Source organism: Agreia sp. Leaf244 (genome assembly GCF_001422695.1).
In the GTDB taxonomy this organism is placed as follows: domain Bacteria; phylum Actinomycetota; class Actinomycetes; order Actinomycetales; family Microbacteriaceae; genus Agreia.
This window is the reverse complement of record NZ_LMLX01000004.1, coordinates 119,324-143,384: the sequence shown is the minus strand read 5'-3', so window position 1 is coordinate 143,384 and position 24,061 is coordinate 119,324. Positions and strand designations below refer to the sequence as shown.

General features: G+C 67.7%; 18 protein-coding genes and 1 pseudogene. 10 read left to right on the top strand and 9 right to left on the bottom strand.

The features are described from left to right. Nucleotides 1–25: 25 nt before the first annotated feature. From ASF06_RS12700 to ASF06_RS12680, 5 genes are all read right to left on the bottom strand, one after another. Nucleotides 26–6,073, bottom strand: a complete 6,048-nt coding sequence (locus ASF06_RS12700; protein WP_055947636.1) for an Ig-like domain-containing protein — start codon at nucleotides 6,071–6,073, stop codon at nucleotides 26–28. Nucleotides 6,074–6,223: 150 nt separating this feature from the next. Continuing rightward, nucleotides 6,224–7,186: a PDR/VanB family oxidoreductase gene (locus tag ASF06_RS12695; RefSeq protein WP_055947632.1), complete on the bottom strand. Its 963-nt coding sequence runs from the start codon at nucleotides 7,184–7,186 to the stop codon at nucleotides 6,224–6,226. After that, the gene (locus tag ASF06_RS12690) at nucleotides 7,183–8,001 is read right to left on the bottom strand and encodes an MOSC domain-containing protein (protein ID WP_055947628.1); all 819 of its coding nucleotides are present in this window, start codon (nucleotides 7,999–8,001) and stop codon (nucleotides 7,183–7,185) included. Before ASF06_RS12690 ends, ASF06_RS12695 begins: the two co-directional genes overlap by 4 nt. A 55-nt stretch (nucleotides 8,002–8,056) precedes the next feature. Continuing rightward, nucleotides 8,057–9,631 carry a hypothetical protein gene (locus tag ASF06_RS12685; RefSeq protein ID WP_055947624.1) on the bottom strand — a complete coding sequence of 525 codons (1,575 nt, stop codon included), beginning with the start codon at nucleotides 9,629–9,631 and terminating at the stop codon, nucleotides 8,057–8,059. Continuing rightward, nucleotides 9,613–10,461, bottom strand: coding sequence for an ABC transporter ATP-binding protein (locus ASF06_RS12680; protein ID WP_082500925.1), 849 nt, complete (start codon nucleotides 10,459–10,461; stop codon nucleotides 9,613–9,615). Before ASF06_RS12680 ends, ASF06_RS12685 begins: the two co-directional genes overlap by 19 nt. Nucleotides 10,462–10,815: 354 nt before the next feature. Here ASF06_RS12680 and ASF06_RS20215 point away from each other — a divergent pair. Both ASF06_RS20215 and ASF06_RS12670 read left to right on the top strand, forming a co-directional pair. Beyond that, nucleotides 10,816–11,401: pseudogene (locus ASF06_RS20215) on the top strand (DUF222 domain-containing protein); the annotation flags it as partial. Between the two features lies 1 nt (nucleotide 11,402). Further along, nucleotides 11,403–12,035 (top strand): HNH endonuclease signature motif containing protein (locus ASF06_RS12670; protein WP_055947616.1); only part of this gene is annotated, 633 nt, incomplete at its 5' end. 491 nt (nucleotides 12,036–12,526) lie between these two features. Here the strand turns inward: ASF06_RS12670 and ASF06_RS12665 are convergent. Then, nucleotides 12,527–13,318, bottom strand: coding sequence for a LysM peptidoglycan-binding domain-containing protein (locus ASF06_RS12665; RefSeq protein ID WP_157439201.1), 792 nt, complete (start codon nucleotides 13,316–13,318; stop codon nucleotides 12,527–12,529). Nucleotides 13,319–13,463: 145 nt separating this feature from the next. Here ASF06_RS12665 and glmU point away from each other — a divergent pair, with 145 nt between their 5' ends. The 3 genes from glmU to ASF06_RS12650 are packed head-to-tail and all read left to right on the top strand — an operon-like array spanning nucleotide 13,464 to nucleotide 16,179. Beyond that, nucleotides 13,464–14,918 carry a bifunctional UDP-N-acetylglucosamine diphosphorylase/glucosamine-1-phosphate N-acetyltransferase GlmU gene (glmU, locus tag ASF06_RS12660; protein ID WP_055947611.1) on the top strand — a complete coding sequence of 485 codons (1,455 nt, stop codon included), beginning with the start codon at nucleotides 13,464–13,466 and terminating at the stop codon, nucleotides 14,916–14,918. A 1-nt stretch (nucleotide 14,919) separates the two neighbouring features. Then, nucleotides 14,920–15,897 carry a ribose-phosphate diphosphokinase gene (locus tag ASF06_RS12655; RefSeq protein ID WP_055947607.1) on the top strand — a complete coding sequence of 326 codons (978 nt, stop codon included), beginning with the start codon at nucleotides 14,920–14,922 and terminating at the stop codon, nucleotides 15,895–15,897. A gap of 27 nt (nucleotides 15,898–15,924) precedes the next feature. Continuing rightward, nucleotides 15,925–16,179, top strand: coding sequence for a mycoredoxin (locus ASF06_RS12650; RefSeq protein WP_055947603.1), 255 nt, complete (start codon nucleotides 15,925–15,927; stop codon nucleotides 16,177–16,179). On the opposite strand, the gene ASF06_RS12645 is transcribed toward ASF06_RS12650, so the two are convergent. From ASF06_RS12645 to ASF06_RS12635, 3 genes are all read right to left on the bottom strand, one after another. Next, nucleotides 16,172–16,540 carry a hypothetical protein gene (locus tag ASF06_RS12645; protein WP_055930308.1) on the bottom strand — a complete coding sequence of 123 codons (369 nt, stop codon included), beginning with the start codon at nucleotides 16,538–16,540 and terminating at the stop codon, nucleotides 16,172–16,174. The genes ASF06_RS12650 and ASF06_RS12645 overlap by 8 nt on opposite strands. Before the next feature lie 86 nt (nucleotides 16,541–16,626). Further along, the gene (gene gndA / locus ASF06_RS12640) at nucleotides 16,627–18,033 is read right to left on the bottom strand and encodes an NADP-dependent phosphogluconate dehydrogenase (protein ID WP_055948466.1); all 1,407 of its coding nucleotides are present in this window, start codon (nucleotides 18,031–18,033) and stop codon (nucleotides 16,627–16,629) included. 101 nt (nucleotides 18,034–18,134) lie between these two features. Beyond that, a complete protein-coding gene (locus tag ASF06_RS12635; protein ID WP_235501001.1) occupies nucleotides 18,135–19,004 on the bottom strand; it encodes an NAD(P)-dependent oxidoreductase in 870 nt (289 codons plus the stop codon). Between the two features lie 135 nt (nucleotides 19,005–19,139). On the opposite strand from ASF06_RS12635, the gene ASF06_RS12630 reads away from it, so the two are divergent. From ASF06_RS12630 to ASF06_RS12610, 5 genes are all read left to right on the top strand, one after another. Further along, nucleotides 19,140–20,198 (top strand): D-2-hydroxyacid dehydrogenase, encoded by a 1,059-nt coding sequence (locus ASF06_RS12630; protein ID WP_235501000.1) that lies wholly within the window; start codon nucleotides 19,140–19,142, stop codon nucleotides 20,196–20,198. A 27-nt stretch (nucleotides 20,199–20,225) separates the two neighbouring features. After that, entirely contained in the window at nucleotides 20,226–21,014 is a 789-nt protein-coding gene (locus ASF06_RS12625) for an IclR family transcriptional regulator (RefSeq protein ID WP_055947595.1), read from the top strand. Nucleotides 21,015–21,135: 121 nt separating this feature from the next. Then, a complete protein-coding gene (locus ASF06_RS12620; protein ID WP_235500999.1) occupies nucleotides 21,136–22,455 on the top strand; it encodes an MFS transporter in 1,320 nt (439 codons plus the stop codon). An 87-nt stretch (nucleotides 22,456–22,542) separates the two neighbouring features. Beyond that, nucleotides 22,543–23,322, top strand: a complete 780-nt coding sequence (locus ASF06_RS12615) for an SDR family oxidoreductase (protein WP_055947592.1) — start codon at nucleotides 22,543–22,545, stop codon at nucleotides 23,320–23,322. Next, complete coding sequence (locus ASF06_RS12610) at nucleotides 23,322–24,059, top strand: fumarylacetoacetate hydrolase family protein (protein ID WP_055947589.1); 738 nt, start codon at nucleotides 23,322–23,324, stop codon at nucleotides 24,057–24,059. The genes ASF06_RS12615 and ASF06_RS12610 overlap by 1 nt, the downstream gene beginning before the upstream one ends. The last annotated feature ends 2 nt before the right edge of the window (nucleotides 24,060–24,061 follow it).

The following is a 24,061-nucleotide window of genomic DNA, read 5'->3' as shown; positions in this document are numbered from 1 at the left end:
TCGATCACGGGCGCGGCGCACCCGGTTATCTGGGTATCGGCTCGATGCCATTGCACTTCATCTTCTTCGCCTGGTCGGCGATCGTGAAGCCGGCCGAACCCGCCTGCGTGTACCAGTAGGGGCTCGTCGCTCCACCGTTTCCGTTGCCGTCGGCGTCGAATTCGAGCGTGTTGGCCGCAGCTTCCCAGACGCAGGTCACGTGCTCATTCGGGTTGAAATTCTCGACGTCGACGTGCATACGGCGGCAGCCCGAGATCTCCGGGCAGGTGCCCGCGGCCGACAGGTACACCTTGCGGTCGGGCTTCTTGCCGCTCGTCGCCGACGCATCGTTGACGGCCGTCTGGCCTGCTTCATCGGTGATCCTGACGACGATTTTGTGATTCTCCGAGTAGCCGTTGCCCACGGTCTGGCTGCCCGACGCGGCGACAGGAGTGAAGTTACCGTCGTCGATCGAGATAGCGGTCTCGACGATGGCGCGACCGTTTGCGGCGGGCGTGCTCCAGCTCAGCGTGACGCTCGTCGGATTCTGGGTCGCGCTCGCGCCCGGCTGGTTCGGCTTTCCGTAAGGAACGGCCGCGTTCGAGCCGGTCTCGGCACCGGGCTGCACACCCTCGACATTCGAGGTCGCCCAGATGTTCACGGTGTACGACGTGCCGTTGGAGAGGCCGCCGATGGTCCCGCCACCACGAGCGATGACTCCCTCGGCACCGGTCTGATTGACCCGATAGCGGTAGGTCAGCTCATCCTGGGTCGACCCGTTGCCGGCAGCGTCGCCGAAGCTCACGGTTACGGCCTGGTCTGCCGGGGCTATCGTCACGCCCGAAGGCGCTGCCGGCGCGACGGCCGCGCGACGCGGCGCGGATTGCGGACTGGGATCGGATGTTCCTGCCTTGTTCAGGGCGGAGACGCGGAACGTGTAGTCCGTCGTATCCACTGCGACCACGACATTCGCACTCGTGCTCGTGATGCCGGGCAGGGTGTTCACAACCGCGCCGCCCTTGAGCGTCTCGAGCGTGTAGCTGGCCACGGCGTCGCCGTTGGCGAACGGCGCGTTCCACGACACGGTGATCTGGGCCTGGCCACCCACGGCGGTCGACGGCGTCGTCGACGGCGCACCCGGAGCATCCGGTTTGCCTGCCGGAATCTCGGTCGCCGAGTACGTCGACCAGTCGCTCGGGTCGGGCGCACGGTTCACGGCCTGCACCCGCACCTGGTACGCGACGCCGTTCTCCAGGCCTTCCCAGACCACGGAGTTGCCCGTGACACCGGTCTTCTGAATCGCTCCGCGTGCCGGGGCCGGCGAGATCTCGAGGTTGTACGAGGTCACGGCCGATCCGGGCGTGGATGGCGTGACCCAGTTGACCGTGAGGCTCTTGTCGCCGAAGACCAGCGTCGGCGGCGCCGGGCGGTCGGGGCGGGCATCCGGTCTGGCCACGGCCGACGAGGGCGACGGGTCGGACTCGCCGACGCCGTTGGTCGCGGTGACCGTGAAGGTGTACTCCACGTCGTTGGTGAGGCCGTCGAGCGTGCAGGTGGTCGACGCGCACTGCTTCGAGTACCCCTGCGGCGAGGTGACGGTGTACGTCGTGATGGGCGAGCCATTGTTCACCGGCGGGGTCCACGAGAGCACGACGGTGCGGTCCTGGATGCTCGTGACGCTCGGCGTGGCCGGCGCGTCGGGCTTGCCCTGCACGGTGAGCCGGATGCGCCCGTCGGCCTGGCGGGCCGGGTCGCCGGTCGAGTCGGCGATGCGGTAGCGCACCACCATGGTGCCCACGAAGTCGGCGGCCGGCGTCACGCTCACCTGGCCGCCGTCGGGGCTGGCCACTCCATCGCCCGTCTCGACGACGGCCTCGATGATCGACAACGGGTTCTCGGGGTAGGGGTTGAAGTCGTTCGACAGGACGTCGACCGTGCGGGTCTCGCCCTGGTTGGCCTGCGGGATCACGTCGTCGGTGGCGCTGGGCAACGCCCGCGTCGACGTGAGAACGGTCACCGTCACGGTTCCCGTACCGGGCTCGCTCTGGCCGTCGGTGACCTCGATCTGGATGGGCGAGTCGCCCTTCGCCGCGTTGCCCGCGGCCTTCACCTTGAGGGTCTGGTTGTCCGACACCGATGCGGTGATGCCCTGGGCCGTCGGCCCGACGACCGTGAAGACGAGCTTCTTCAGGTCGCCATCGTCCGGATCCCGCGCGAGCGTGCGCAGGTTGAGTTCGACCTCGTCGCCGCCTGGCTCCACGTTGACAGCCCCGCCGCTCATGGTGGGCGACACGTTGGTGGTCGACACGACGGTGATCGGAATCACGAGGGTCGACTTCTTGCCCTCGGGATCGTCTGGCCCGGTGCCGTCGGTCACCTCGAAGCTCAGCGCGTCGGGGCCGTAGTAGCCGTCGGCCGAGGTGTAGCTCAAGGTGGTGGCGTCGGTCACCAGGCTCGAGCCGTTGCCGTGCGAGACGGCCACCTTGTCGGCCTGAGTGATGCGCGCGGGCTCGCCGTTGCCGGTCACGACGTAGTCGGAGAGGGGCACGCTGATGGTCTCGCCGCTGTTCACGACGATGGGCTTGGTTCCCGCCTTCAGGGCCGGATGCGCGCCCTCGAGGCCGGGCACGAACACGAACGCGGAGGCCTTCTGGCCGTCGACGTCGGTGACGGTGTAGGTGATGATCTGAGACTCGGGCGTGAGCGGGATGCGCAACTCGCCGTTGCCGCGCACGGTGGCCGTTCCGCTGGTCACCGACACGTCGAGTGCGTCGATGGTGCCGTCGGGATCGTCGTCGTTCTTCTTCACGTCGACGTCTGTGGTCGTGCGACCCACCACGTCGGCGACCAGCACGAGGTCGTCCCGGGCGATCGGGGCCTGCAGCGGAGCATCCGGGCTCACCGATACGAGCAGCTGGCCCACGGCGGTGGCGCCGTACTGGTCGACGATCGTGTACTGCACCGGGTAGTCGCCGGCAGTCTTGGGCGCGGTCACGGTGACGCGTCCGCGGTCGATCTCGCCGGTGACACCCTCGGGTACCTCGAGACCGTTCTCCCGGATGGCGATGGGGTCGCCGTCGGGGTCGGAGTCGTTCGCGAGAACGTCGACCGCGACGGTGCGTCCAGGACGCACCGAGACCGTGTCCTTCACGGCGTAGGGCCGCTGGTTCGCGCTCGACGAGGGAACGATGCCCACGAGCACGGTGGCCGAGGCCTCGGCTCCCTTGCGGTCGCGCACGGTGTAGGTGAACGCGTCTGTTCCGACGGACGTCGGGTAGGCCTCGTACTGCAGCCACGACTGCCCGACCTCGGTGATGCGGCCCTTGGTGGGGGCATCGCCCTGGCCGATGAGCTGCACGGAGTCGCCGTCGGGGTCGATGCCGTCGAGGGGAATCGGGATGCGCACGGTCGTGCCCTCGAGGGCCCGCACCGTGACGTCGCGCGGGCGGGGCGGCGAGTTCGCTCCCTCGTCGTTGGCCACGATCTGGATCGTCACGTAGCCGGCATCGCGCTGGCCCTGGCTGTCGACGACCTCGTAGGTGGCGTGGACGGTCTTGGCCACGGGCCCGGCCTTGAAGCGCAGCGCGTCTTGAGCGACGAACATGTCGCCGTCGGCGGGGTCGATCAGTGGAGCGATGAGGGCGGGCGCCAGCGTGATCGTGTCGCCGTTGGGCGAATAGTCGTTGTCGAGCACGGGAATCGTCGCGACGTCGCCTGCCCGCACGGTAACCGTGTCGTCTGTGGCCACCGGAGGCAGCAGCTTCTCAGGGGCGGGGATCGGAACGATGAAGACCTCACCCTTGGCCGACTTCACCCCGTTGGTCACGGTGTAGCTGATGCTCGCCGGCTCGGAGATGCCCGTGTCGGTGATGCGCAGGATCTGGTGCTCGAGAACCTCGACGCTCACGCCGAGCCCTTCGGGAACCTGCACGGACTGCACCGCGAGGATGCCGCCGGCGGGGTCGAAGTCGTTCGCGAGCACGTCGGTGAGCACGGAGCGACCCTTGGTGAGCAGCGCCACGTCGCGTACCGCGATGGGCGCCTGGTCGGCCGTGGTGTCTCCGACGACCGTGACGCGCACGATTCCCGGAGCAGTCTTGGGCCCGTCTGTGACGAGGTACTGAACGTAGTAGTCGCCGGGCGCGGCTGCCGTGAAGTCGAAGGTTCCCGTCGTGTAGTCGGGCGTGATCTCGGCGCCCGGAACCGGATTCACCTTCGCGAGACGCAACGGGGCGCCGCTGGGGGCGTAGTCGTTCGACATCGGCGAGATGGTGACCTGCTGTCCGGCCCGAGTCACGACATGGTCGGCGTTGGTGACGGGAAGGAGCGTTCCCGACTCGCTCACCTGGAAGGCCACCGTGCCCTCGGTGTCGGTCACGCCGTCGGAGACGACCACGGTCACGTTCTTGCGACCGGCGTCGGGGTCGAGCACGGTGATCGTGAGCTCTCCGTCGGCCCGGAACTGGATCTGGTTCGCCCCGTCGGCGGTCGCGGAGCGCACGAACATGTCGTCGCCGTCCGGGTCGATCCAGTCGGGAAGAAGGTTGTAGGAGCAGGTCGATCCGACCTCGCATAGCTGTTTCGGAACGCGCTTCTGAACCGGCGCCTCGTTCGTGCCGGGAGCCTTGACGGTCAACGTCACCGTCGCATCCGCCGTGCCGCCCCGGCCGTCGTCGGCCGTGTAGGTGAATGTGCCGGTTCCGGATGCGTCGGGGTCGACGATGACCTGCATGGCCACGCCCCCGAGAATGGGCTGCACCTCGCCGATCGAGGGTTGCGAGCCCTTCAGCGTGGCGGTGAGAACGTCGCCGTCGGGGTCGGAGTCGTTGTCGAGCACGGGCAGCACGACGGTGCGGCCGGCCCGCACACCGAGCTGGTCGTCTTCGGCGATCGGCGGAGTGTTCTCGTCGCTGCGCTCGGGCAGGATGACCTGCAGCTCCTCTTCGGTGCTGTCGTCTTCTTCTTCGGTCTCGTTCTCGTCCGGCGGAGGAACGATGTCGTCCCAGTTCTCGACCTTCTTCATGTCCTGGTTGACGAGCCAGACGGCACCCGAGGTCAGGTCGTTGAGAACGACGACGTTGCGGTTGACGCGGAAGACGAGCTGGGCCTGCGCGGTGAGACCGTCGATCGTGGTCTGCACGTCTTTGTCGTCGCCGGTGCAATCGCGCAGGTAGGCGTTCGAGATGGCCCAGGCGGCGTACGCGCATCCGGCGAGGTAGACCGGAGCGGCCGGCTTGCCCGGCTTTCCGGCCGACGTCGCGGTGGCCGCGCCGCCGTCGAGGGGCTGGCGGATGAGCGAGGTGTCGGTGCTGATGAGCACCGCGTCGGACTCGGGGCCGGTCTCCTGCAGCACGCCGCCGGTCGAGTCGGCGACCTCGACCTTCTTGCCGCCCGGCAGGTAGGCGATGCCGTTGGCCGAGTCGAAGACCACGGCGTCGTCGCCCACGGTCGTCATGGTGAGCGCGGCGTCTTCCTCGGTTTCGGGGAACCCGTTGGTGACGGGTTCGAGCGGCACGCCGTTTTCGTCGAGCGCGATGGTGACCATCTCGCCAGACGCGGGCGACAGCGCGTGAACCCCGCCATCGACATCCACCGTGGCGGACGCGCCGGAGCCGAGGGCGAGCTGCGGCTTCTCGGGGTCGGGAAGGAAGTTGGCCACGTCGTTGGCGCGGGTGGTGAAGAGGTCGCCGGTCTTGTCGTCGACGACGGCGAGCGTATTGCCGCCCATCGTGACGGATGACTCGGCCGGCAGCGCCACGGCATTGCCCAGTGTCACCGACACGGGGTCGATGGGCGCCAGCGATCCGGTGGCGTTATCGACGGTGATGACGGTCTCGTCGTGCTGCAGGATGTCGAAGTCGCTCGACGTCATCTTCAGGCCGCCGTCGAGCAGCTGGGCCTGGTAGTTGAGGTGGCCCACGAGGAGACCCGAGGGCTTCGTGACCCAGACGCCGCCGTCGTTGAGCTCGACGTCGGCGGTGGTGACTCCCTGGTACAGGAACGCCATGGTGGTGACCGCGAGCGAGAAGACCGTGACGGTCGCCACCGACGCAGCAGTCGCCTTGCGGCGGCGCAGTGCCTCGAACAGCCTCACACGGTCCTCATCTTCACGTCGGTCGAGTCATTTATGAACGTCGCGCACCCCATGAAGTGGGCACAGGGGCACCGGGACATTCAAGCACGGGGACACTACCGAGAGTAAATGGGGAGAACTCCCCATGCCACCCCACTCCTGGGGGCTGCATCACAGGGGAGCGACGACCAGACGTTCGCCCGCGGCCCTCGAAACGCACGGCATCACGAAGTGCGCCCGCTCGCCCTCGGTGAGCACGACGTCGCGGTGATCGGCCTCGCCCTCGACGAGCCTGAGCCGGCAGGTTCCGCACGTTCCGCTGCCGCAGGAGCTGTCGACGTCGATGCCGGCACCCTCGAGGGCGGCCAGCATCGTCTGGTCGCCGGGCACGGGGATGCGGGCTCCCGTGGGCTGCCAGTTGACCTCGAACGGAAGGCTGATCTCGCCGAACGCGGAGACTCCGGCGAAGTCCTCCATGTGCACCCGGCTCGGGCGCCAGTGCATTGTGAGTGCTCGCAGTTCGTTCTGCAGCGGCTCGGGTCCGCAGACGTAGAGGTGGCGCTCCCCGGGCGCCTCGAGCAGCGGCCACCAGTCGAAGGCGCCCTGGAGGGTGCGGTGGTGCAGGGTGATCGAGCGCTCGGCACCGGCCGCGGTCGGCTCGATCAGCTCTGTTATCTCCTCCAGATAGGGCGTCTCGTCGCGCGAGCGACTCAGGTAGACGAGCCGGACATCCGTGACCCCGCGACGGAGCAGCTCGATCAGCATGGCCCGAATCGGGGTGATTCCGATGCCCGCCGCCACGAGCAGGTACGACGGGGCATCCACCAGGTCGAAGTCGTTGCGTGCGGCGGAGATCACGAGCTCGTCGCCGTCGTGAACCTCGTCGACCATGCTGCGCGAGCCGCCGCGGCCGTTCTCGTCGCGACGCACCGCGATCACCCGGCGGCTGCGGTCGCTCACATCCGCTGTCAGCGAGTAGCTGCGGGCCTCGCCGGAGGGGGTGTGCACCGTGATGTGGGATCCCGGCTCGGCCGGTTCGAACAGCCCGCCGTCTGCGCGACGCAACTCGAACTCGCACACGTCGGCCGTGAGCATCCGGCGGGCCGAGACGATGACCGTCTCGTCGTCGGTCATGCCGCCGTCTCCTCGCGCACCGACACCGCGTCGCCGACGGCGAGCTCACCGGCCGAGAGCACCTCGGCGAACACGCCCATGATCTCGTGGCCGTAGTTCTCGTGCAGCAGCCGCACCACGGGCACGTCGCGGCGGGCGGTCGTGGGGTCGACCTCGGTGGCGGCGCAGCGCTCGGTCTCCTCGACCACCCGCACGGTCACGCCGCCGGAGCCGCCGAGCTCGCCGGAGCCGCCGAGCTGCAGCTCGCGGCCGATCCATTGCCGCTCGGCCCACGGCTCGAGGCCCTCGAGGTAGACGTTGGCTCGAAAGCGCAGAGGGTCGAGCTCGCGCCCAATTCTCTGCTCGAGGTCGCGAATGGATGCGCGATTGATGAGCGAGATCGTGTTCATCATGCGCGGGCCGTCGTTCGCGTTGTCGGTGAAGTTGTAGCCCGGCTGTTCGGCCAGCACGGGCCGCACGCCGTCGGGCAGGTCGGCGACTCGGGCATACAGCTCGACGAACTCGGCGCGTCCTTCGGCCGTGGCGAAGTCTGCCTCGAGCACCGGATGCCCCTGCACCGTCACGCGCATCGTGCGGCTCGCCGGGTCATAGCTCGCGGCGAGGCCGGCCAGCCGGTCGGTGTTGAGCAGCACGAAGTACTCGCGCTTCGACAGGGGAACGAAGTTCACGGCGTCGTAGGCGCCCGTGGGCTTGGCCAGGGCGAACAGCCTGTCGGCCGGAAACGCCCGGCCCGCCTCGAGCGCTACCCGGTCGAGGTGCTCGGGAGTGAGCCCCTTAACCGGGTAGCGATAGAGCGAGTCGATGGTGCCGTGCATGCCTCGAGAGTACTGCTCGCCTACTTTTGGACTGCAACTACTTGTTGGACTGCAGCTACTTGTTGGACTGCAGCTCGACGAGCAGCTCGGGTCCGCGCTGGTCGAGGATCGATCCGCCCCAGCGCACTCCGATCACGAGCATGACGGAGCCCAGAACCAACGCCACGACCAGGGCGAGCCAGCCGTAGATCGCCTCGCCCGTGACGAAGCCGACGATGGCCAGAACCGACTCGGGCAGCACGAGCACGATGAGGCCGCCCCACGTGGCGAAGGTCGAGAGGGTCAGCATGAAGCCACCGCCCGGCCGCGCCTTGAACGGGCTCTCGCCCGGCGCGGGAACGGGAAAAGCGAACCTGCCGGAAATGACCGACGACAGCGCGAAACCCGAGAGCAGCAGGCCGACCACCATGCCCAGCAGACCGGGCAGCACCTGCCACGAATTCGTGAACCAGACCGAGGCGATCGTCAGCAGCACCGAGACGGGAACGGCGAAGACGCCGAGGGCGATCACGCGACCGAGTCTGTCGTCGCGCCCCGAGACTCCCGTCGACAGGTGCAGCGCGAAGGCGGTGTTGTCGTACGAGATATCGGTGAAGATCGACAGCGCCAGCAGCAGCGCCACAACCGGGCCGAGCGCGTTGATCACGCCATTGCTGCCCATGTTGCCCGAGTACACGAAGAGCAGAACGGGCACCAGCGGAATGACGATGAGCGACTGCGCGTAGCGCGGATCGCGCAGCCAGTACGTGAGTGCCCGCGCGGCGACGGCACCCCAGGGCGTGGCCGGGAACACGCCGAAGAGACCGAGCTTGCGGGTTCCGTTCTTCGTGGGCGACGACGCACGGGCGGGGTTCTCAAGAGCGTGCCGCAGGCTCGCCCGCCAGACGAGGGTCAGGATGGCGAGGGTCGCGAGACCGATGGCGAATCCGGCCGCGGCCCGGCCGCCATTCCCCTCGACGATGTAGCCGGGAACCGACCAGATCGCGCCGAGCGGCGTCCACGCGACGATGTCTGCGATGCCGGGGAGGGCATCCAGAGACCCGCGCACCAGCGCGGTGAGACCGATCATGATCGGGCCGAGAAGGATCAGGGGGATGAAGATCAGGATTCCCTTGGCCTCGCGGAAGCGACGGCCGGAGCCGAGCCCCGTGCTCAGAGCGGTGACGGCCCGCGAGCCGACGACGCACGTGAACACACCGATCACGGCGCACACGACGGCCGCCAGGGCGGCGAGTGGATGCGCCCACCACGTCACAGCTGTAGAGAGGGCGGCGATCGAGGTGACGATTCCGGGAACGCCGAGGACGCCGCTGACGGCGAGGGCGAGCACGAGTTTGTTCAGGGGAATCGGGAAGATCGCGAGCCGCGAGGGTTCGACCGTCTGGTCGGTTCCGGGCCCGATGAGCGAGAGCACGATCCAGCCGAGTATCGTCGCGGCACCGGCCAGCACCGTGATGGTGCGCGCCAGTTCGGTGGGGGCGAGGCTCAGGGCGCTGAGCCCGATCACCGCGCCGAAGAGCACACCGATTCCGTAGAGTGCGCCGATCACCACGGCGACGATCTGCCAGGGCTTTCCCTTCAGGCTGTTCGCGAGAATGAGAAAGCGCAGTTTTACGAGAGTCGCAACCATTCCGGTCCCTCTCCTGTGCGGCGTCCTCCGACGAGGTCGACGAAGCGGTCTTCGAGCGTGGAGCCCTGGCGCACCTCTTCTGTGGTGCCCGCGGCGAGCACTCGGCCCTGGGCGATCACGGCGACGTGGTCGCACATGCGCTGCACCAGGTCCATGGCGTGGCTCGACACGATCACGGTGCCTCCCGACTTCACGAAGCCGTCGAGGATGTCGCGGATGTTCGCGGCAGAAACGGGGTCGACCGACTCGAACGGCTCGTCGAGCACGAGCAGGCTCGGTGCGTGCACGAGGGCGCAGGCCAGGGCGATCTTCTTGGTCATTCCGGCGGAGTAGTCGACCACGAGGGTGCCGCCGGCCGATTCGAGGTCGAGCAGGTTGAGCAGGTCGTTCGTGCGCTCGGCCACGGTCGCGCGGTCCATTCCGCTGAGCAGTCCGGCGTAGGTCACGAGCTGCGTTCCGGTGAGGCGGTCGAAGAGCCGCACCCCGTCGGAGAGCACACCGACCAGGCGCTTCGCCTTCAGCAGGTCGTGCCACACGTTCACGCCGTGGATGACGATGTCGCCCGCATCGGGTCTCATGAGGCCCGTCGCCATCGAGAGCGTGGTCGTCTTTCCCGCTCCGTTGGGGCCGACGAGGCCGTAGAACGAGCCCGACGGCACGGTCAGCGACAGGTTGTCGACGGCGACCTTGGCGCCGAAACGCTTCGTGAGGCCCCGGATCTCGAGGGCCGGGCCATGGGCATCCTTGACCCGGGGGAGAACCTGGGCCGGGTCGGCCTGGGCGGGAGAGGTCTGGGCTGGGTCGGTCTGTGCTGGGTCTGTCAGTGACATGGCGCCTGCTTTCCGTCTTGCGATGGACAATCGAGCCGCAGTGCTGCGAGCCCGGCTCGTGGATTCAACCCTAGGGGGAGGCCTCCGACACCCGCATCCCCCTCACGGGGGACATGTGCGCGCCGGCCCTCTGCCGCCCCTGCGCACGTATCGAGACCCGCTCCCTGAGCCTGTCGAAGGGCACCCCCGTTCGGTCGAGACCCGTTCCCTGAGCCTGTCGAAGGGCACCCCACCAGGCCACGACTCCTCCTCCACAGCCCAAGCCCAACGACACTTATCCACAGCCGTTTCCGCTGGTCAAGCATCGAATGCTCGTTCCGACCCGATGTCGGTGGTCACTGTTTGACTTGTCCCATGACATTCGAAAGCCCACCCTCCGAGCCCGACCCGTACCTGGTCGCGCTCGATGAGGTCGCCGCCCTCGACACGCAGATAGCCCGCCTATCCGCAGTCAGGGCCAGACGCGTCACCGACGCCGCCCGCGAGCTCCATCGCCAGGCACCCGTTGACACGTCCACAGCCGGTCCGATCTGGTCCGCCGCCCGGGTCGAACGCATCGAGCTCGTCACCGAACTCGCCCTCATGACCCGCCGCACCGAACACCGAACCGCGGTCCTGGTCGACACCAGCACAGCCCTCGTTGACCGGCTCCCGGCAACCCTGGCGGCGGTGGCTGCGGGTTCGGTGTCGTGGGAGCACGCGGAGGTCATCGCGAAGCACGCGGACGGGTTAGAGGGCGAGGCGCTTTCTCTSTATGACACCCGCCTGGCGGTGCTCGCGGCGGAGGTGAATCCGAAGCAGCTCGAGAAGAAGGCCCGCCACGAGGTCGAACTCGCCCAACCGTCGACCGCGGTCCAGCGGGCAGAGAAAGCGGCGGGGACACGACGCATCTATATCGACCCAGCAGCGGATGGCATGGCTCAACTCACCCTGTTGGCCCNATGGGGCACCTGAAGGTCGATGTCCTCACCGACCTGCTCCTCAACGCAGAACTGTCGGTCCCTGGGGCCACCCGCGGAATCCGCGGACGGGTGCACGTCATGGTTCCCGCGATGACACTCCTCGGTATTGGTGACGAGGCGGCGATCCTTCGCGGGTACGGGCCCATCGACCCCGCCACCGCCGCCCAGTTGACCGCGGACGCGACGTCGTGGCGGAGGATCCTGACCGACCCGATCACGGGGCGGATACTGGCTACCGACCCCCGGGACTACCGGCCGACCGCGGCGATGATCGATCACGCCCGGCTGGTGCACCCGGAATGCGTGTTCCCGGGATGCACGGTTCCATCCGAGCAGGCAGACATGGACCACACCGAGGACCACGCCTACGGCGGAGGCACCATCCCAGAGAATCTGGCACCACTCAGCCCAGGCCACCACCGGGCGAAACACCACACGAGGTGGCAGTTCGTCCAGAACGGAGACGACACCCTCACCGCCACCTCACCCGCAGGGCACATCTACACAGTCCGGCCCGAAGGCCGGATGCGGCCCGCACCCAAGGCCCTGATCAAAGCCGCCACACAGAACGTGACACCCCCGGAGGAGGACCTCGCCGACTGCCCCTTCTAACCACCACACCCGGGGTCTCGATATGGCCGCAAGCGGCCTACTCGACCAACGCAGGGGACACGAGAACCGCCGCCTCGTTCCCTGAGCTTGTCGAAGGGCAAAGCCTCGTCGACCAACGCAAGGGAAACGAGAACAACCGCCCCGTTCCTCGAGCTTGTCGAAGGGCAAAGCCTCGTCGACGCACGCAAAGGAGACGAGAACAGCCGCACCGTTCCCTGACCCTGTCGAAGGGCTACCCACTCGAGCGACGCAGGGTCGACGAGAGCGCCTCCGTCGAGCGTCGACGATGCAGCGCGCCCGGATTCCACCCAGTGCTGCCCGAGGAGTAGGCGCGACCGACACTCATCACTGCGCCGATCGAGTAGCGGCGCGAGGAACGAGCACCGCGTATCGAGGTCACTCCGCAGACCACCCGAACGCTCGAGCGGGCACGCTCCGCGCTTTCGCGCGCCCCGAAACGCCCCCGAACGCCGGGTCGGCGCCGGTTGACGTCAGCGGTTCGTGCGAGACAGGTTGAGAACTTCGCCGGTGAAGGCGTGCGAGTCCTCGGGGTTCGGGGAGCGTCGCGGGTTCAGATAGAAGAGGTCGTCGAGGGCGATGCCGAAGCGATCCGCCACGGCGGCGAGTGTGTCTCCCTGAGCGACGGTGTAGGCAGCCGGCTCTGCGCCGGCGAGCGTCACTGTGCCCATTGCGCCCGTGACCGGTCCGGAGTCGACGACCTCGAGGCCGGGGCGCAGATCGGGGATGCTCCACACGAGGGGAGCGTGGGAGAGCAGCGGGATGGGGCAGGCCTTGTCTGGAGCGTCCCCGGAGGCCGCGCGGGTGACGACGACCTCGCGGATAAACGAGAGATCGCCCTGGCCGATGCCGTCGCTGCCGCCGATGGGGAACACCAGGGGAACTGACGGATCGTGACCCTGCTCCGCCTGGCCGAGGCCGAAACGCCAGTCGGAGTCGAGACATTGCTCATCGGGGGAGAGAGCGTCGGCCGTGAGTGTGAACTGCACGGCGGAGGAATCCGGCACCACCAGATCGGTCACGACGAGCTCGAAGATGCCGGTGTCGTTCACCCGGATCGACACGGAACCGGTCACGGCCGACGTGTCGACGAATGCACCGGTGGCGGCCGTGGTGCCGGGGGCAATCACGGGGCGCGAGTCCTCGGCGGCCGCGCCATCCTGGACCGTACCCGTCTCGCGCGGGGCCGGTGCGCCGTCGGCCGAGCATCCGGCCAGAAGCAGGATGCCGAGCGCCATGGCCAGAGGGCCGACTCCTCGTGTCATAGCGCAAGTATGCCTCGCCGCGACCCTCGCGCGCACCGCCCACGTGCAGCATCGGCGAGCCCGCTGCCGGTATCGTTGAGGCGACGCACACCGCACCGCGGACGACGATGGACGTCGCGCCGCAGCCAGAAAACGGAGCAGAGCATTGACCGATTCCCACCTGGCCATCGTGATCCTGGCTGCAGGCCAGGGCACGCGCATGAAGTCCGCCAAGCCCAAGCTGCTGCACACCCTCGCGGGTATCCCGATCGTGAGCCATGTGCTCGCCACCGCCCGTGAAATGGATGCCGCATACACGGTCGCCGTCGTTCGTCACGAGCGCGATCAGCTGGCCGAGGTGATCGACGAGCAGCTGCCCGGCGGAATGATCGTCGACCAGGACGAGGTTCCCGGAACGGGTCGAGCGGTCGAACAGGCCGTCGCAGCCCTCCCCGCCGACTTCACCGGAGAGGTCCTCGTCGTCAACGGCGACGTGCCCCTGCTCGACGCGGCGACGCTCACGGCCCTCATCGAGTCGCACCGCGCCGGTTCGTCGTCGGCGACGCTGTTGTCGGCCTTCCTCGACGACGCCACGGGCTACGGTCGCATCGTTCGCGACAACGACGGTCGACTGCAGAGCATCGTCGAGCACCGCGACGCGTCCGAGTCCGAGCTCGCCATCGCCGAGATCAATGCGGGCGTCTACCTCTTCGGGCTGTCCGAGCTGCGCGACACCCTCGCCTCGCTCGACACCCAGAACTCGCAGGGCGAGAAGTACCTCACCGACGTCGTCGGCCTGCTTCGTGCGGCCGGCTCCGAGGTCGCCGCGGTCCCCGTCTCGGAACCCTGGCTGGTCGAAGGCATCAACGATCGTGCGCAGCTGAGCGTGGCCGCCGCCAAGCTCAACGCGCTCATCGTGCGCGGCTGGCAGCTGGCGGGTGTGACCGTGCACGACCCGGCCACCACCTGGATCGACCTCAAGGCGAGCATCGCCAACGATGTCGAGATTCTTCCCGGAACGCAGATCCGGGGCGCGACCGTTATCGCGACCGGGGCCATCATCGGCCCCGACACCACCCTGGTCGACTGCGAGATCGGCGAGGGCGCCGAGGTGAAACGAACGGATGCGACCCTGTCGGTCATCGGTGCCGGTGCCAGCGTCGGCCCCTTCGCCTACCTGCGCCCGAACACGATCCTCGAGGCCGGCGGCAAGATCGGCACATTCGTCGAGACGAAGAACTCGACCATCGGGGCGGGCAGCAAGGTTCCGCACCTCTCGTACATCGGCGACACCACGGTGGGGGTCGCGTCGAACGTGGGCGCGGGCACCATCACCGCGAACTACGACGGCGTGAACAAGAACAAGACGATCGTCGGGTCGCACGTGCGCACCGGGTCGCACAACGTGTTCGTCGCCCCCGTTAGAATTGGTGACGGAGCGTACACAGGTGCAGGAACGGTCGTCCGAAAAGACGTGCCGGCCGGAGCGCTGGCAATCAACGTCGCTCCGCAGCGGAACCTCGAGGGCTGGGTCGCCACGAACCGACCGGGAACAGCTGCGGCGATCGCCGCAGACGAGCATGCATCTGAACAGAGTGCGTCAGAACAGAGTGGAGACTAATTTGTCGGACATCACCTCCACCGGGGAGAAGCGCCTTCTGGTCGCATCCGGACGCGCCCACCCACAGCTCGCGATCGATGTCGCGGCCGCACTCGGCACCGACCTTCTTCCGACCGACGCCCGCACCTTCGCCAACGGCGAGCTCTACGTGCGCTACGACGAGAGCGTGCGAGGCGCCGACGTCTTCGTCATCCAGTCGCACAGCGCGCCCATCAACGAGTGGCTCATGGAGCAGCTCATCATGGTCGACGCCCTGAAGCGGGCATCCGCCAAGCGCATCACCGTCGTCGCCCCCTTCTACCCCTACGCGCGGCAAGACAAGAAGGGTCGCGGCCGCGAGCCGATCTCGGCCCGACTCGTAGCCGACCTGTTCAAGGCTGCCGGCGCCGATCGCATCATGTCGGTCGACCTGCATGCCGCCCAGATCCAGGGATTCTTCGACGGCCCCGTCGACCACCTCTTCGCGATGCCCGTTCTCATGGCGCACATGCGCACCGAGCTCGACCCGTCGACCCTCACCGTGGTCTCGCCCGACATGGGACGCGTGCGCGTCGCCGACATCTGGAGCGACAAGCTCGGCGCGCCGCTGGCCATCATCCACAAGCGCCGCGATCCGCTGGTGCCCAATCAGGTCTCGGTTCACGAGATCGTCGGCGACGTCAGCGGGCGTGTCTGCCTGCTGGTCGACGACCTCATCGACACCGGCCGCACGATCGTCGCGGCATCCGAGGCTTTGAAGAAGGCCGGTGCGCTCAGCGTCGTCGTCGCGGCCACCCACGCGGTGTTCTCCGACCCGGCCACCGAGATCCTGCAGTCGGACTTCATCGACTCGGTCGTTGTCACCGACACGCTTCCCCTGCCTCTCGACAAGCGTTTCGACAAGCTGACGATCCTCCCGATCGCTCCGCTGATCGCGCGAGCCATTCACGAGGTCTTCGAAGACGGCTCCGTCACGAGCATGTTCGACGGGGACGCCTGAGCTCGATTCGAGCGTAGGCTTTCAGGCATGGATTACACTCCCGCGGCCGGCACCATCACCATGTTCTCCACGTCCTGGTGCGGTTACTGTGCACGCCTGAAGAGCCAGCTCGACAAGCAGGGCATCGGCTACACCGAGGTCAACATCGAAGAGGTCGACGGCACCGCCGAGCTGGTGGCATCGCTCAATGGCGGCAATCAGACGGTTCCGACGGTGATCTTCCCCGACGGCTCCAGCGCCACGAACCCGTCGGCCCGAGAGGTCGCGACCCGCCTCAGCTGACCTGGCCCGGCTCCGGCCGGGTGGGAATGGCGGGGAAGAGCCCGAGCGGCGCGACATTGCGGTCGCCGCCGTAGGCTCCCACCGTGTAGCACTGCCAGCCCAGGCCGCCGTCGCCGAACAGCTCGAAGTGGGCAGACGACCCCTGGGTCGTGGGGTCCTGGTACGGGGCAATGATGGCGCACGCCCGCTCCGCTGTGGCGTGGCTGAAACTCGCGGTCGTGAGAATGCCGGGGAGCACGAGACAGACCAGACCGACGATGACGACGATGCGCATCGCCCGGCGCATGCGCTCGCTTCTGAGGGGCCGATCGCCATGCGGCACGTACCCCTCGAGTTCCGGTTCGTCTGAGTACGAGGACATATCGCCTCCAGTCTTGCACTCCGAGCGGCTTCGTTCCCTGAGCCTGTCGAAGGGGGCCCTTCGACAGGCTCAGGGAACGAGAGGTGCTAGTGCGAGGAGCCCTCGGACTCGATCTCGGTGCGGTCACCCGACCAGAGGGTGTGGAACGTGCCCTCCTTGTCGATGCGCTTGTAGGTGTGCGCCCCGAAGAAGTCGCGCTGCCCCTGAACGATCGACGCCGGAAGGCGGTCTGCGCGCAGCCCGTCGTAGTAGGCGAGCGACGACGAGAACGCGGGGGTCGGGATTCCGGCCTGCACGGCGCTCACGACGACCCGGCGCCAGGCATCCTGCGTGCCGGCGATCGCATCGGTGAAGTACGGCGCGGTGACCAGGGCGACGAGGCCCGGGTTCTCGGCGTACGCCTCGGTGATGCGGTTGAGGAAGCGGGCGCGGATGATGCAGCCGCCGCGCCAGATCTTCGCGATCTCGCCCTTCTTGATGTCCCAGCCGTAGTGCTCGGCGCCGGCGACGATGGCGTCGAAGCCCTGCGAGTAGGCGATGATCTTCGACGCGTAGAGCGCCTTGCGCACGTCTTCGATGAAGCCGGCCGGGTCGTCGACGGCGACCGTCTCGCTGGGGCCGGGCAGGTCGCTGGATGCGGCGCGCTGGGCGGGCTTGGACGACAGGGCTCGGGCGAAGACGGCTTCGGCGATGCCCGAAACGGGGATGCCGAGGTCGAGCGCGGTCTGCACGGTCCAGACTCCGGTCCCCTTCGAGCCGGCCTGGTCGAGGATCACGTCGACGAGCGGGCGGCCCGTCTCGGCGTCGACCTGGCGCAGCACCTCGGCGGTGATCTCGATGAGGTAGCTCTCGAGCTCGCCCTTGTTCCACTCGGCGAAGACGTCGGCGATCTGGGCGGGGGTGTAGCCCGTTCCGCGGCGGATCAGGTCGTAGGCCTCGGCGATGAGCTGCATGTCGGCGTACTCGATGCCGTTGTGGATCATCTTGACGAAATGCCCCGCACCGTCGGTGCCGACGTGGGTCACGCAGGGCTCGCCCTCGGCGACGGCCGCGATCGACGCGAGGATCGGGCCGAGCGTCTCATAGGCCTCGGCGGATCCGCCGGGCATGATGCTCGGTCCGTTGAGCGCGCCCTCCTCGCCGCCGGAGATGCCTGCGCCGACGAAGTTGATGCCGCGCTCGCGAACGGCCTTCTCGCGACGGATGGTGTCGGTGAAGAGCGCGTTTCCGCCGTCGACGATGATGTCGCCCTCTTCGAAGAGGTCGGAGAGCTGGCTGATGACGGCGTCGGTGCCCTTGCCTGCCTGCACCATGATGATCGCGGTGCGCGGCTTCTGCAGTGAGGCCACGAATTCCTCGATCGTCTTCGACGCGACGAATTCGGCCTCGGGGTGCTCCGAGGTGAGCAGGTCGGTGCGCTCGGGGGAGCGGTTGTACACGGCGACCGTGTTGCCCTCGCGGCTGGCGAGGTTGCGGGCGAGGTTGGACCCCATCACGGCGAGGCCGACCACGCCGATGTTGGCGGTGGCCGTCGAACTTGAAGTGTCTGACACTGTCTGGTCTCCTAGGTGTTGGTCTGTGTTCTACAGCGTAGCTAACGGGGTTGGTCGAGGTCTTCGATATAGCGGTGAATGACGGCGAGGTCGTCGTCGCCGAGACCCGCTGCGACGAGGCCGTCGAACTGGGAGCGGAGCGCATCCAGAATCGGCGTCGTCGTGGCCGTATCGACGGCCGCGGCGTGGGCGAATGACAGGTCTTTGACCATGAAGCGGGCGACGCCCGAAGGCGAGTAGTCGCGTGCGACGAGCCTGTCTTTCTTGGTCTCGAGCACGCGACTGCCCGCGTAGCCGCCCTGCAGGAGTGTCAGGAGAGTGTCGAGGTCGAGGCCCGATCGTTCGGCGATGACGCTGGCCTCGCTGACGGCGGCCATCGTCGCGGCCACGATCAGCTGGTTGCAGGCCTTGGCGATGTCGCCGGAGCCGAGCGGGCCGAGGTGCACGGGCGTTCCGCAGGCTGCGAGAACCGGCAGGGCGATGGCGACATCGCCGTCGGCGCCACCGACCATGATCGACAGTGTTGCCGCGGATGCGCCCTCCGTTCCGCCAGAGACGGGAGCGTCGACGACGCGCATCCGACCGTCGGTCCGCTCGCGCAGTCGTTCGTCGGTCGAGCGGATGCCCGTGGGCGAGACCGAGGAGCAGACGACCACCACGCACTCGGTGTCGGCCGCGGCGATGCCTTTGTCGCCGAAGAGAAGCTCGTTGACCTGGGGGAGATCGGGGACCATGAGGATGACGACGTCGCTGGTATCGGCCAGCTGGGCGGGAGTCTCGGCCCAGGTCGCGCCGGCGGCGAGAACATCGGCGGCCCGACTCTTTGAGCGGCCGGTCACGGAGACCCGGTCGGGGAAGGCCGCAATGAGGTTCAGGGCCATGGGCGTTCCCATGTTGCCGAGCCCGATCATGCCTATAGAGAGGTGTGGGGGGGAGGAAGCCTCATGCGCCATTGACATGCGACCAGCATATAGAACACTGTTCACTAGAGTGAATAGCCGAGTAGACTGTTGTCGACCAGTTTACGGATTTCTAAGGACGACGACGTGACCCGAGAAGACCAGCGACTCCGCGTGGTGGCGGCGACCCCGATCAGCGAAGAGCTCATCGAGATGGTCGTTTCGCGAGAACCGCGCATCGACTTCATCCGCGACCAGGCCCTGCTGCCTCCGATGCGCTTCGCCGGAGACCATTCAGGAGACCCCGCGTTCGAGCGCACTCCCGACCAGCAGGCACGGTTCGAGGAGCTGATCGACAGTGCCGAGGTGCTCTACGGCCTGCCTGACGAGTCGGCCACCGCGCTCAAGCGAGCGGCCGATTCGAACCCCGGTCTGCGCTGGGTGCAGGGGATGCCCGCCGGTGTGGGGGCCCAGGTGAAGAAGGCGGGTCTGACCGAGGAACAGCTCGAGCGCGTGGCCGTCACCTCATCGGCCGGGGTGCACGTCGGACCGCTCGCCGAGTTCGCACTGTTCGGACTGCTCGCCGGCGCGAAGACGCTCCCGCGCCTGCAGCAGCAGCAGCGCGAGCACCGCTGGACCGGCCGGTGGAACATGAAGCACCTCGGCCAGCAGACCATCCTCGTCGTGGGGCTGGGAAGCATCGGCCGCGAGACCGCCCGAAAACTGAAGGCGCTCGGCGCGACGGTGGTCGGAACGAGCAGGCACAGCACGCCGGTGGAGGGTGTCGACGAGCTCGTGAGCACCGACGACCTCGCGGATGTCGTGTCACGGGTCGACGGGATCGTCGTGACGCTGCCGGGCACGGCGGCCACGGAGAAGATGATCGACGCGCGGGTTCTGGCGAACGTGGCGCCGGGAACGACGCTGGTCAACGTAGGTCGAGGAACGGTCATCGACGAGGAGGCGCTTGTCGCCGCCCTCGACGACGGCCGCATCGGATTCGCCGCTCTCGATGTGTTCGCGTCCGAGCCTCTCTCCGCCCAGAGCCCGCTCTGGGATTCTCCGCATGTGCTCGTGAGTCCGCATACGGCGGCCCTCAATTCGGAGGAGGACAGGCTGATCGCCGAGCTCTTCGCCGAGAACGCGCGACGCTACCTCGACGGTGAGCAACTCATCAACCGGGTTGATACGGTCGAGTTCTACTAACCGACGGCTCGGGCCGAGAGGGAGACCATGGCGGTTCCAGACATCGACGCCGACAAGGGTGCACTCGCCCCCGCTGTCGTGAAGGCGGTCAAGATCCTCGATCTGTTGGCCGAGACGCCGGGGCGTGCGCGGGCTCTCAGCGATATCGCGCGGGAACTCGGCATCGCCAAGTCGTCGACCTCCAACCTGTGCGCCTCTCTCGAGGAGGGCGGCCTGGTGCGCCGCACCGAGGGGGGTTTTCTGCTCGGGCGTCGTGCGGTCGAGTTGGGCAGCGCCTATCTCGCCGGGTTCGACCAGATTCGCGAGTTCTATCGCATCTGCGAGGAATCCGAGGTGCTGCGCACGCAGCTCGTGCAGATCGCGATGCTCGACGGAGTCAGGGTGCTGTACCTCGCCGTCTACGAGGGACGCGAACGCTTTCCTCTGTCGGCGAGCGTCGGAGACCGGTACCCGGCTTCTGCGACCGCGGTCGGCACCGCGTTGCTGTCCGAACTCGATCCTGCGCGCATCGAGGCGCTCTTCCGGGAGCCGAGTCATCTCGTCACCCTGACGAATCGTTCCACCGCCGACTTGGCGTCGCTCCAGGCGAAGCTCGAGGAGACGCGAGCGCAGGGGTATGCCGTCGACGACGGCGAAGTGCATCTCAGCGTGCTCGGACTGGCCGTGCTCATCCCCTCGAGTCGGGTGGGTGAGCCCTCATTCAGTATCGGTGCCTCGCTCGTGCACCCGGGGGACACCGAGGAGCTGCGCTCCGAGGTTCTCGACGCCCTGCGCGCCGCCGCAGACGAGTTGACGAGGCCGCTCCTCGTCGCGTGACTCGTATGGCAGCGCATCGAAAAATGACCCGAATTTAATTCGTTCAGAATGTTGAACTCCGTTCAGCATGGTGTTAGCGTCGGTCTCGTCGGGCAGAGCAGCCCGGGCAAGGGGAACGACCGTGACGACGAACCAACCATCCACACCCGCCAGGGCATCAGACGACCCGGACTACGCGGCGAATCTTCGGCGGGCCACCCTCGCCTCCAGTGTCGGCAGTGCTCTCGAGTACTACGACTTCGCGCTGTACGGTCTGGCCTCGGCGCTCATCTTCTCGAAGGTCTTCTTCACAGACCTCGACCCGGCCGCCGGCCTCGTGGCCAGCTTCGCCACGTTCGGAGTCGGCTTCATCGCCCGTCCGCTCGGAGGCATCTTCTTCGGAACCATCGGAGACAGGCTCGGCCGCAAGTGGGTGCTGCTGGTCACCATCGCGCTGATGGGCGGGGCATCCACGCTCGTGGGCGCGCTGCCGACCTACGACCAGATCGGGCTCTGGGCCCCGGCACTGCTCGTGCTCATGCGCCTGCTGCAGGGATTCGGCGCAGGCGCCGAACAGGCAGGAGCAACCGTGCTGATGGCCGAGTACGCGCCCGTGCGTCGCCGCGGATTCTTCGCCGCCCTGCCGTTCATCGGCATCCAGGCGGGCACGCTGCTCGCCGCGGGTGTCTTCGTGTATCTCGGCACGCTGCCCACCGAGGTGCTGCTCGCCGGTGTGTGGCGCATCCCGTTCCTGGCATCGATCGTGCTCATCGGCGTCGCGCTGTTCATTCGGCTCCGCCTGCGAGAGAGCCCGACGTTCGTGCAGCTCGAGAAGCAGGACCAGGTGGCGGACAGCCCCCTCAAGGAGATCTTCACCAGCTCCTTCCCCAATGTGCTTCGCGGCATCGGACTGCGCATGGCCGAGAACGGCGGCTCCTACCTCTTCAATACGCTGGCTGTGAGCTTCGTCGTCGGCACCATCGGCGTCGGCGCGTGGATCGGCCCGCTGGCCGTCGCCGTGGGATCGCTCGTCGGCATCGTGTCGGTGCCGTTCGCCGGTCACCTCTCCGACCGCTTCGGTCGACTGCCCGTCTACCGGTTCGGCGCGCTGTTCCTTCTGGTGCTCGCCTTCCCGGGTTGGTGGCTGCTGTCGCTGGGCAACCCCGTCGTCGTGATCGTGGTGATCGCCGTGGCCATCGGATTCGGTGTGAACACGATGCTCGGATCGCAGTGTGCGCTGCTGCCTGAACTGTTCGGCAACCGGCACCGGTATATCGGCGTCGCGACATCGCGCGAGCTGAGCGCTGTCCTCGCCGGCGGATTGGCGCCCGTTCTCGGCGCGTGGTTCATCGGAATCTCCGGCGGCGCGTGGTGGCCCCTGGCGACCTACGTGTTCGTGCTCGCCGCGATCACGTTCGCCACCACATTCATCGTGCCGGAGAGACCCGCGGTCGCGACCTGACCTCGCTGCAGGATGCGTCGCTCGACACGGACGAGGACGTGCGCACCCGCCCCACCGCCATCGTCTCACGAAAGGAATACCTTGCCCGTGCCTCGCGCTGAGACAGACCTCTTCGACCTCACGGGGCGCACCGCGCTCGTCACCGGATCGAGCCGCGGAATCGGCCTGACGCTCGCCGGCGGCCTGGCGGCTGCGGGCGCGCGGGTCGTGCTGCACGGTCGCGACCAGAAGACGCTCGACGCCGCTCGGCTATCGGTGCTGGATGCCGCCGACGCCGAGGTCGGCACCGCCACGTTCGACGTCACCGATCCCGACGCCGTCGACTCGGGCATCACGCGCATCGAACAGGAGATGGGCGATATCGACATCCTCGTCAACAACGCGGGTATTCAGCGCCGGGCGCCCTTCACAGAGTTCGGCCTCGGCGACTGGAACGACCTGGTCGCCACCAACCTGTCGAGCGCGTTCTTCGTGGGACAGCGGGTCGCGCGGGGCATGGTGGGCCGCGGATCGGGGAAGATCGTGAACATCGGCTCGGTGCAATCGCAGCTCGGTCGTCCCGGCATCGCCGCCTACGCGGCGACCAAGGGCGGCATAGCAATGCTGACCAAGGGCATGTGCGCCGATCTCGGTCCCAGCGGCATCCAGGTCAACGCGCTGGCCCCCGGCTACTTCGCGACGGAGCTCACACAGGCGCTCGTCGACGATGAAGCGTTCAGTGCGTGGGTGAAGACGCGCACCCCGGCGGGGCGATGGGGCGATACCCGAGACCTTGTGGGCACCCTCGTGTTTCTCTCTTCACGCGCCTCGGACTTCGTCAACGGCCAGGTCGTCTACGTCGACGGCGGAATGACGGCGGTCGTCTGATGCGGATCGCCCGACTCCAGACATCCGCCGGTCCGACCTACGCCGTGGCCGATGCGACCGGCTGGCAGCACATGGTCGATCCCTTCGCCGATCGACTGCAGTACACCGGCGCCTCGACGGCCTTCGACGACGCCGTGCTGCTCGCTCCGGTCGACCCCCGCGTTCTGCTCGGCATCGCCCAGAACAAGGGCAACAACGACCACGTGCTGCCGATCCAGGCCTGGTACAAGTCGCCGCACAGCGTCACCGGCCCGGAAGCCCGCGTCGCGATCGTGCGCGACGTCGGCACCGTGAACATCGAGGGAGAGCTGGCCGTGGTGATCGGTCGTCACGCCTCCAAGCTCACCGCGGAGAACGCCCTCGATGCGGTCCTCGGCTACACGATCGCCAACGACGTCACCAACGTCGACCAGGTTCCGATCGACGAGAAGAACTTCCAGAGCAAGAGCGGGGCGAACTACACCCCGCTCGGGCCGTGGATCGAGACGGACATCGCCGACCCCGAGTCCGTTCCCACCGAGGTGGCGATCAACGGCGTCGTGCTCGCGGAGTCGGGCTCGTTCAACCTCGGTTCGACCGTGGTGCAGACCCTCGTCTACGTGACCGGTTGGCTCGACCTCGAGGCGGGCGACGTCATCATGACGGGCGCGCCGCGCACATTCCTTCCCGTCGTGCCCGGCGACCGGGTCGACATCAGCCTCGGGGGGATCGGAACCCTCAGCAGCACGATCGTCTAGGA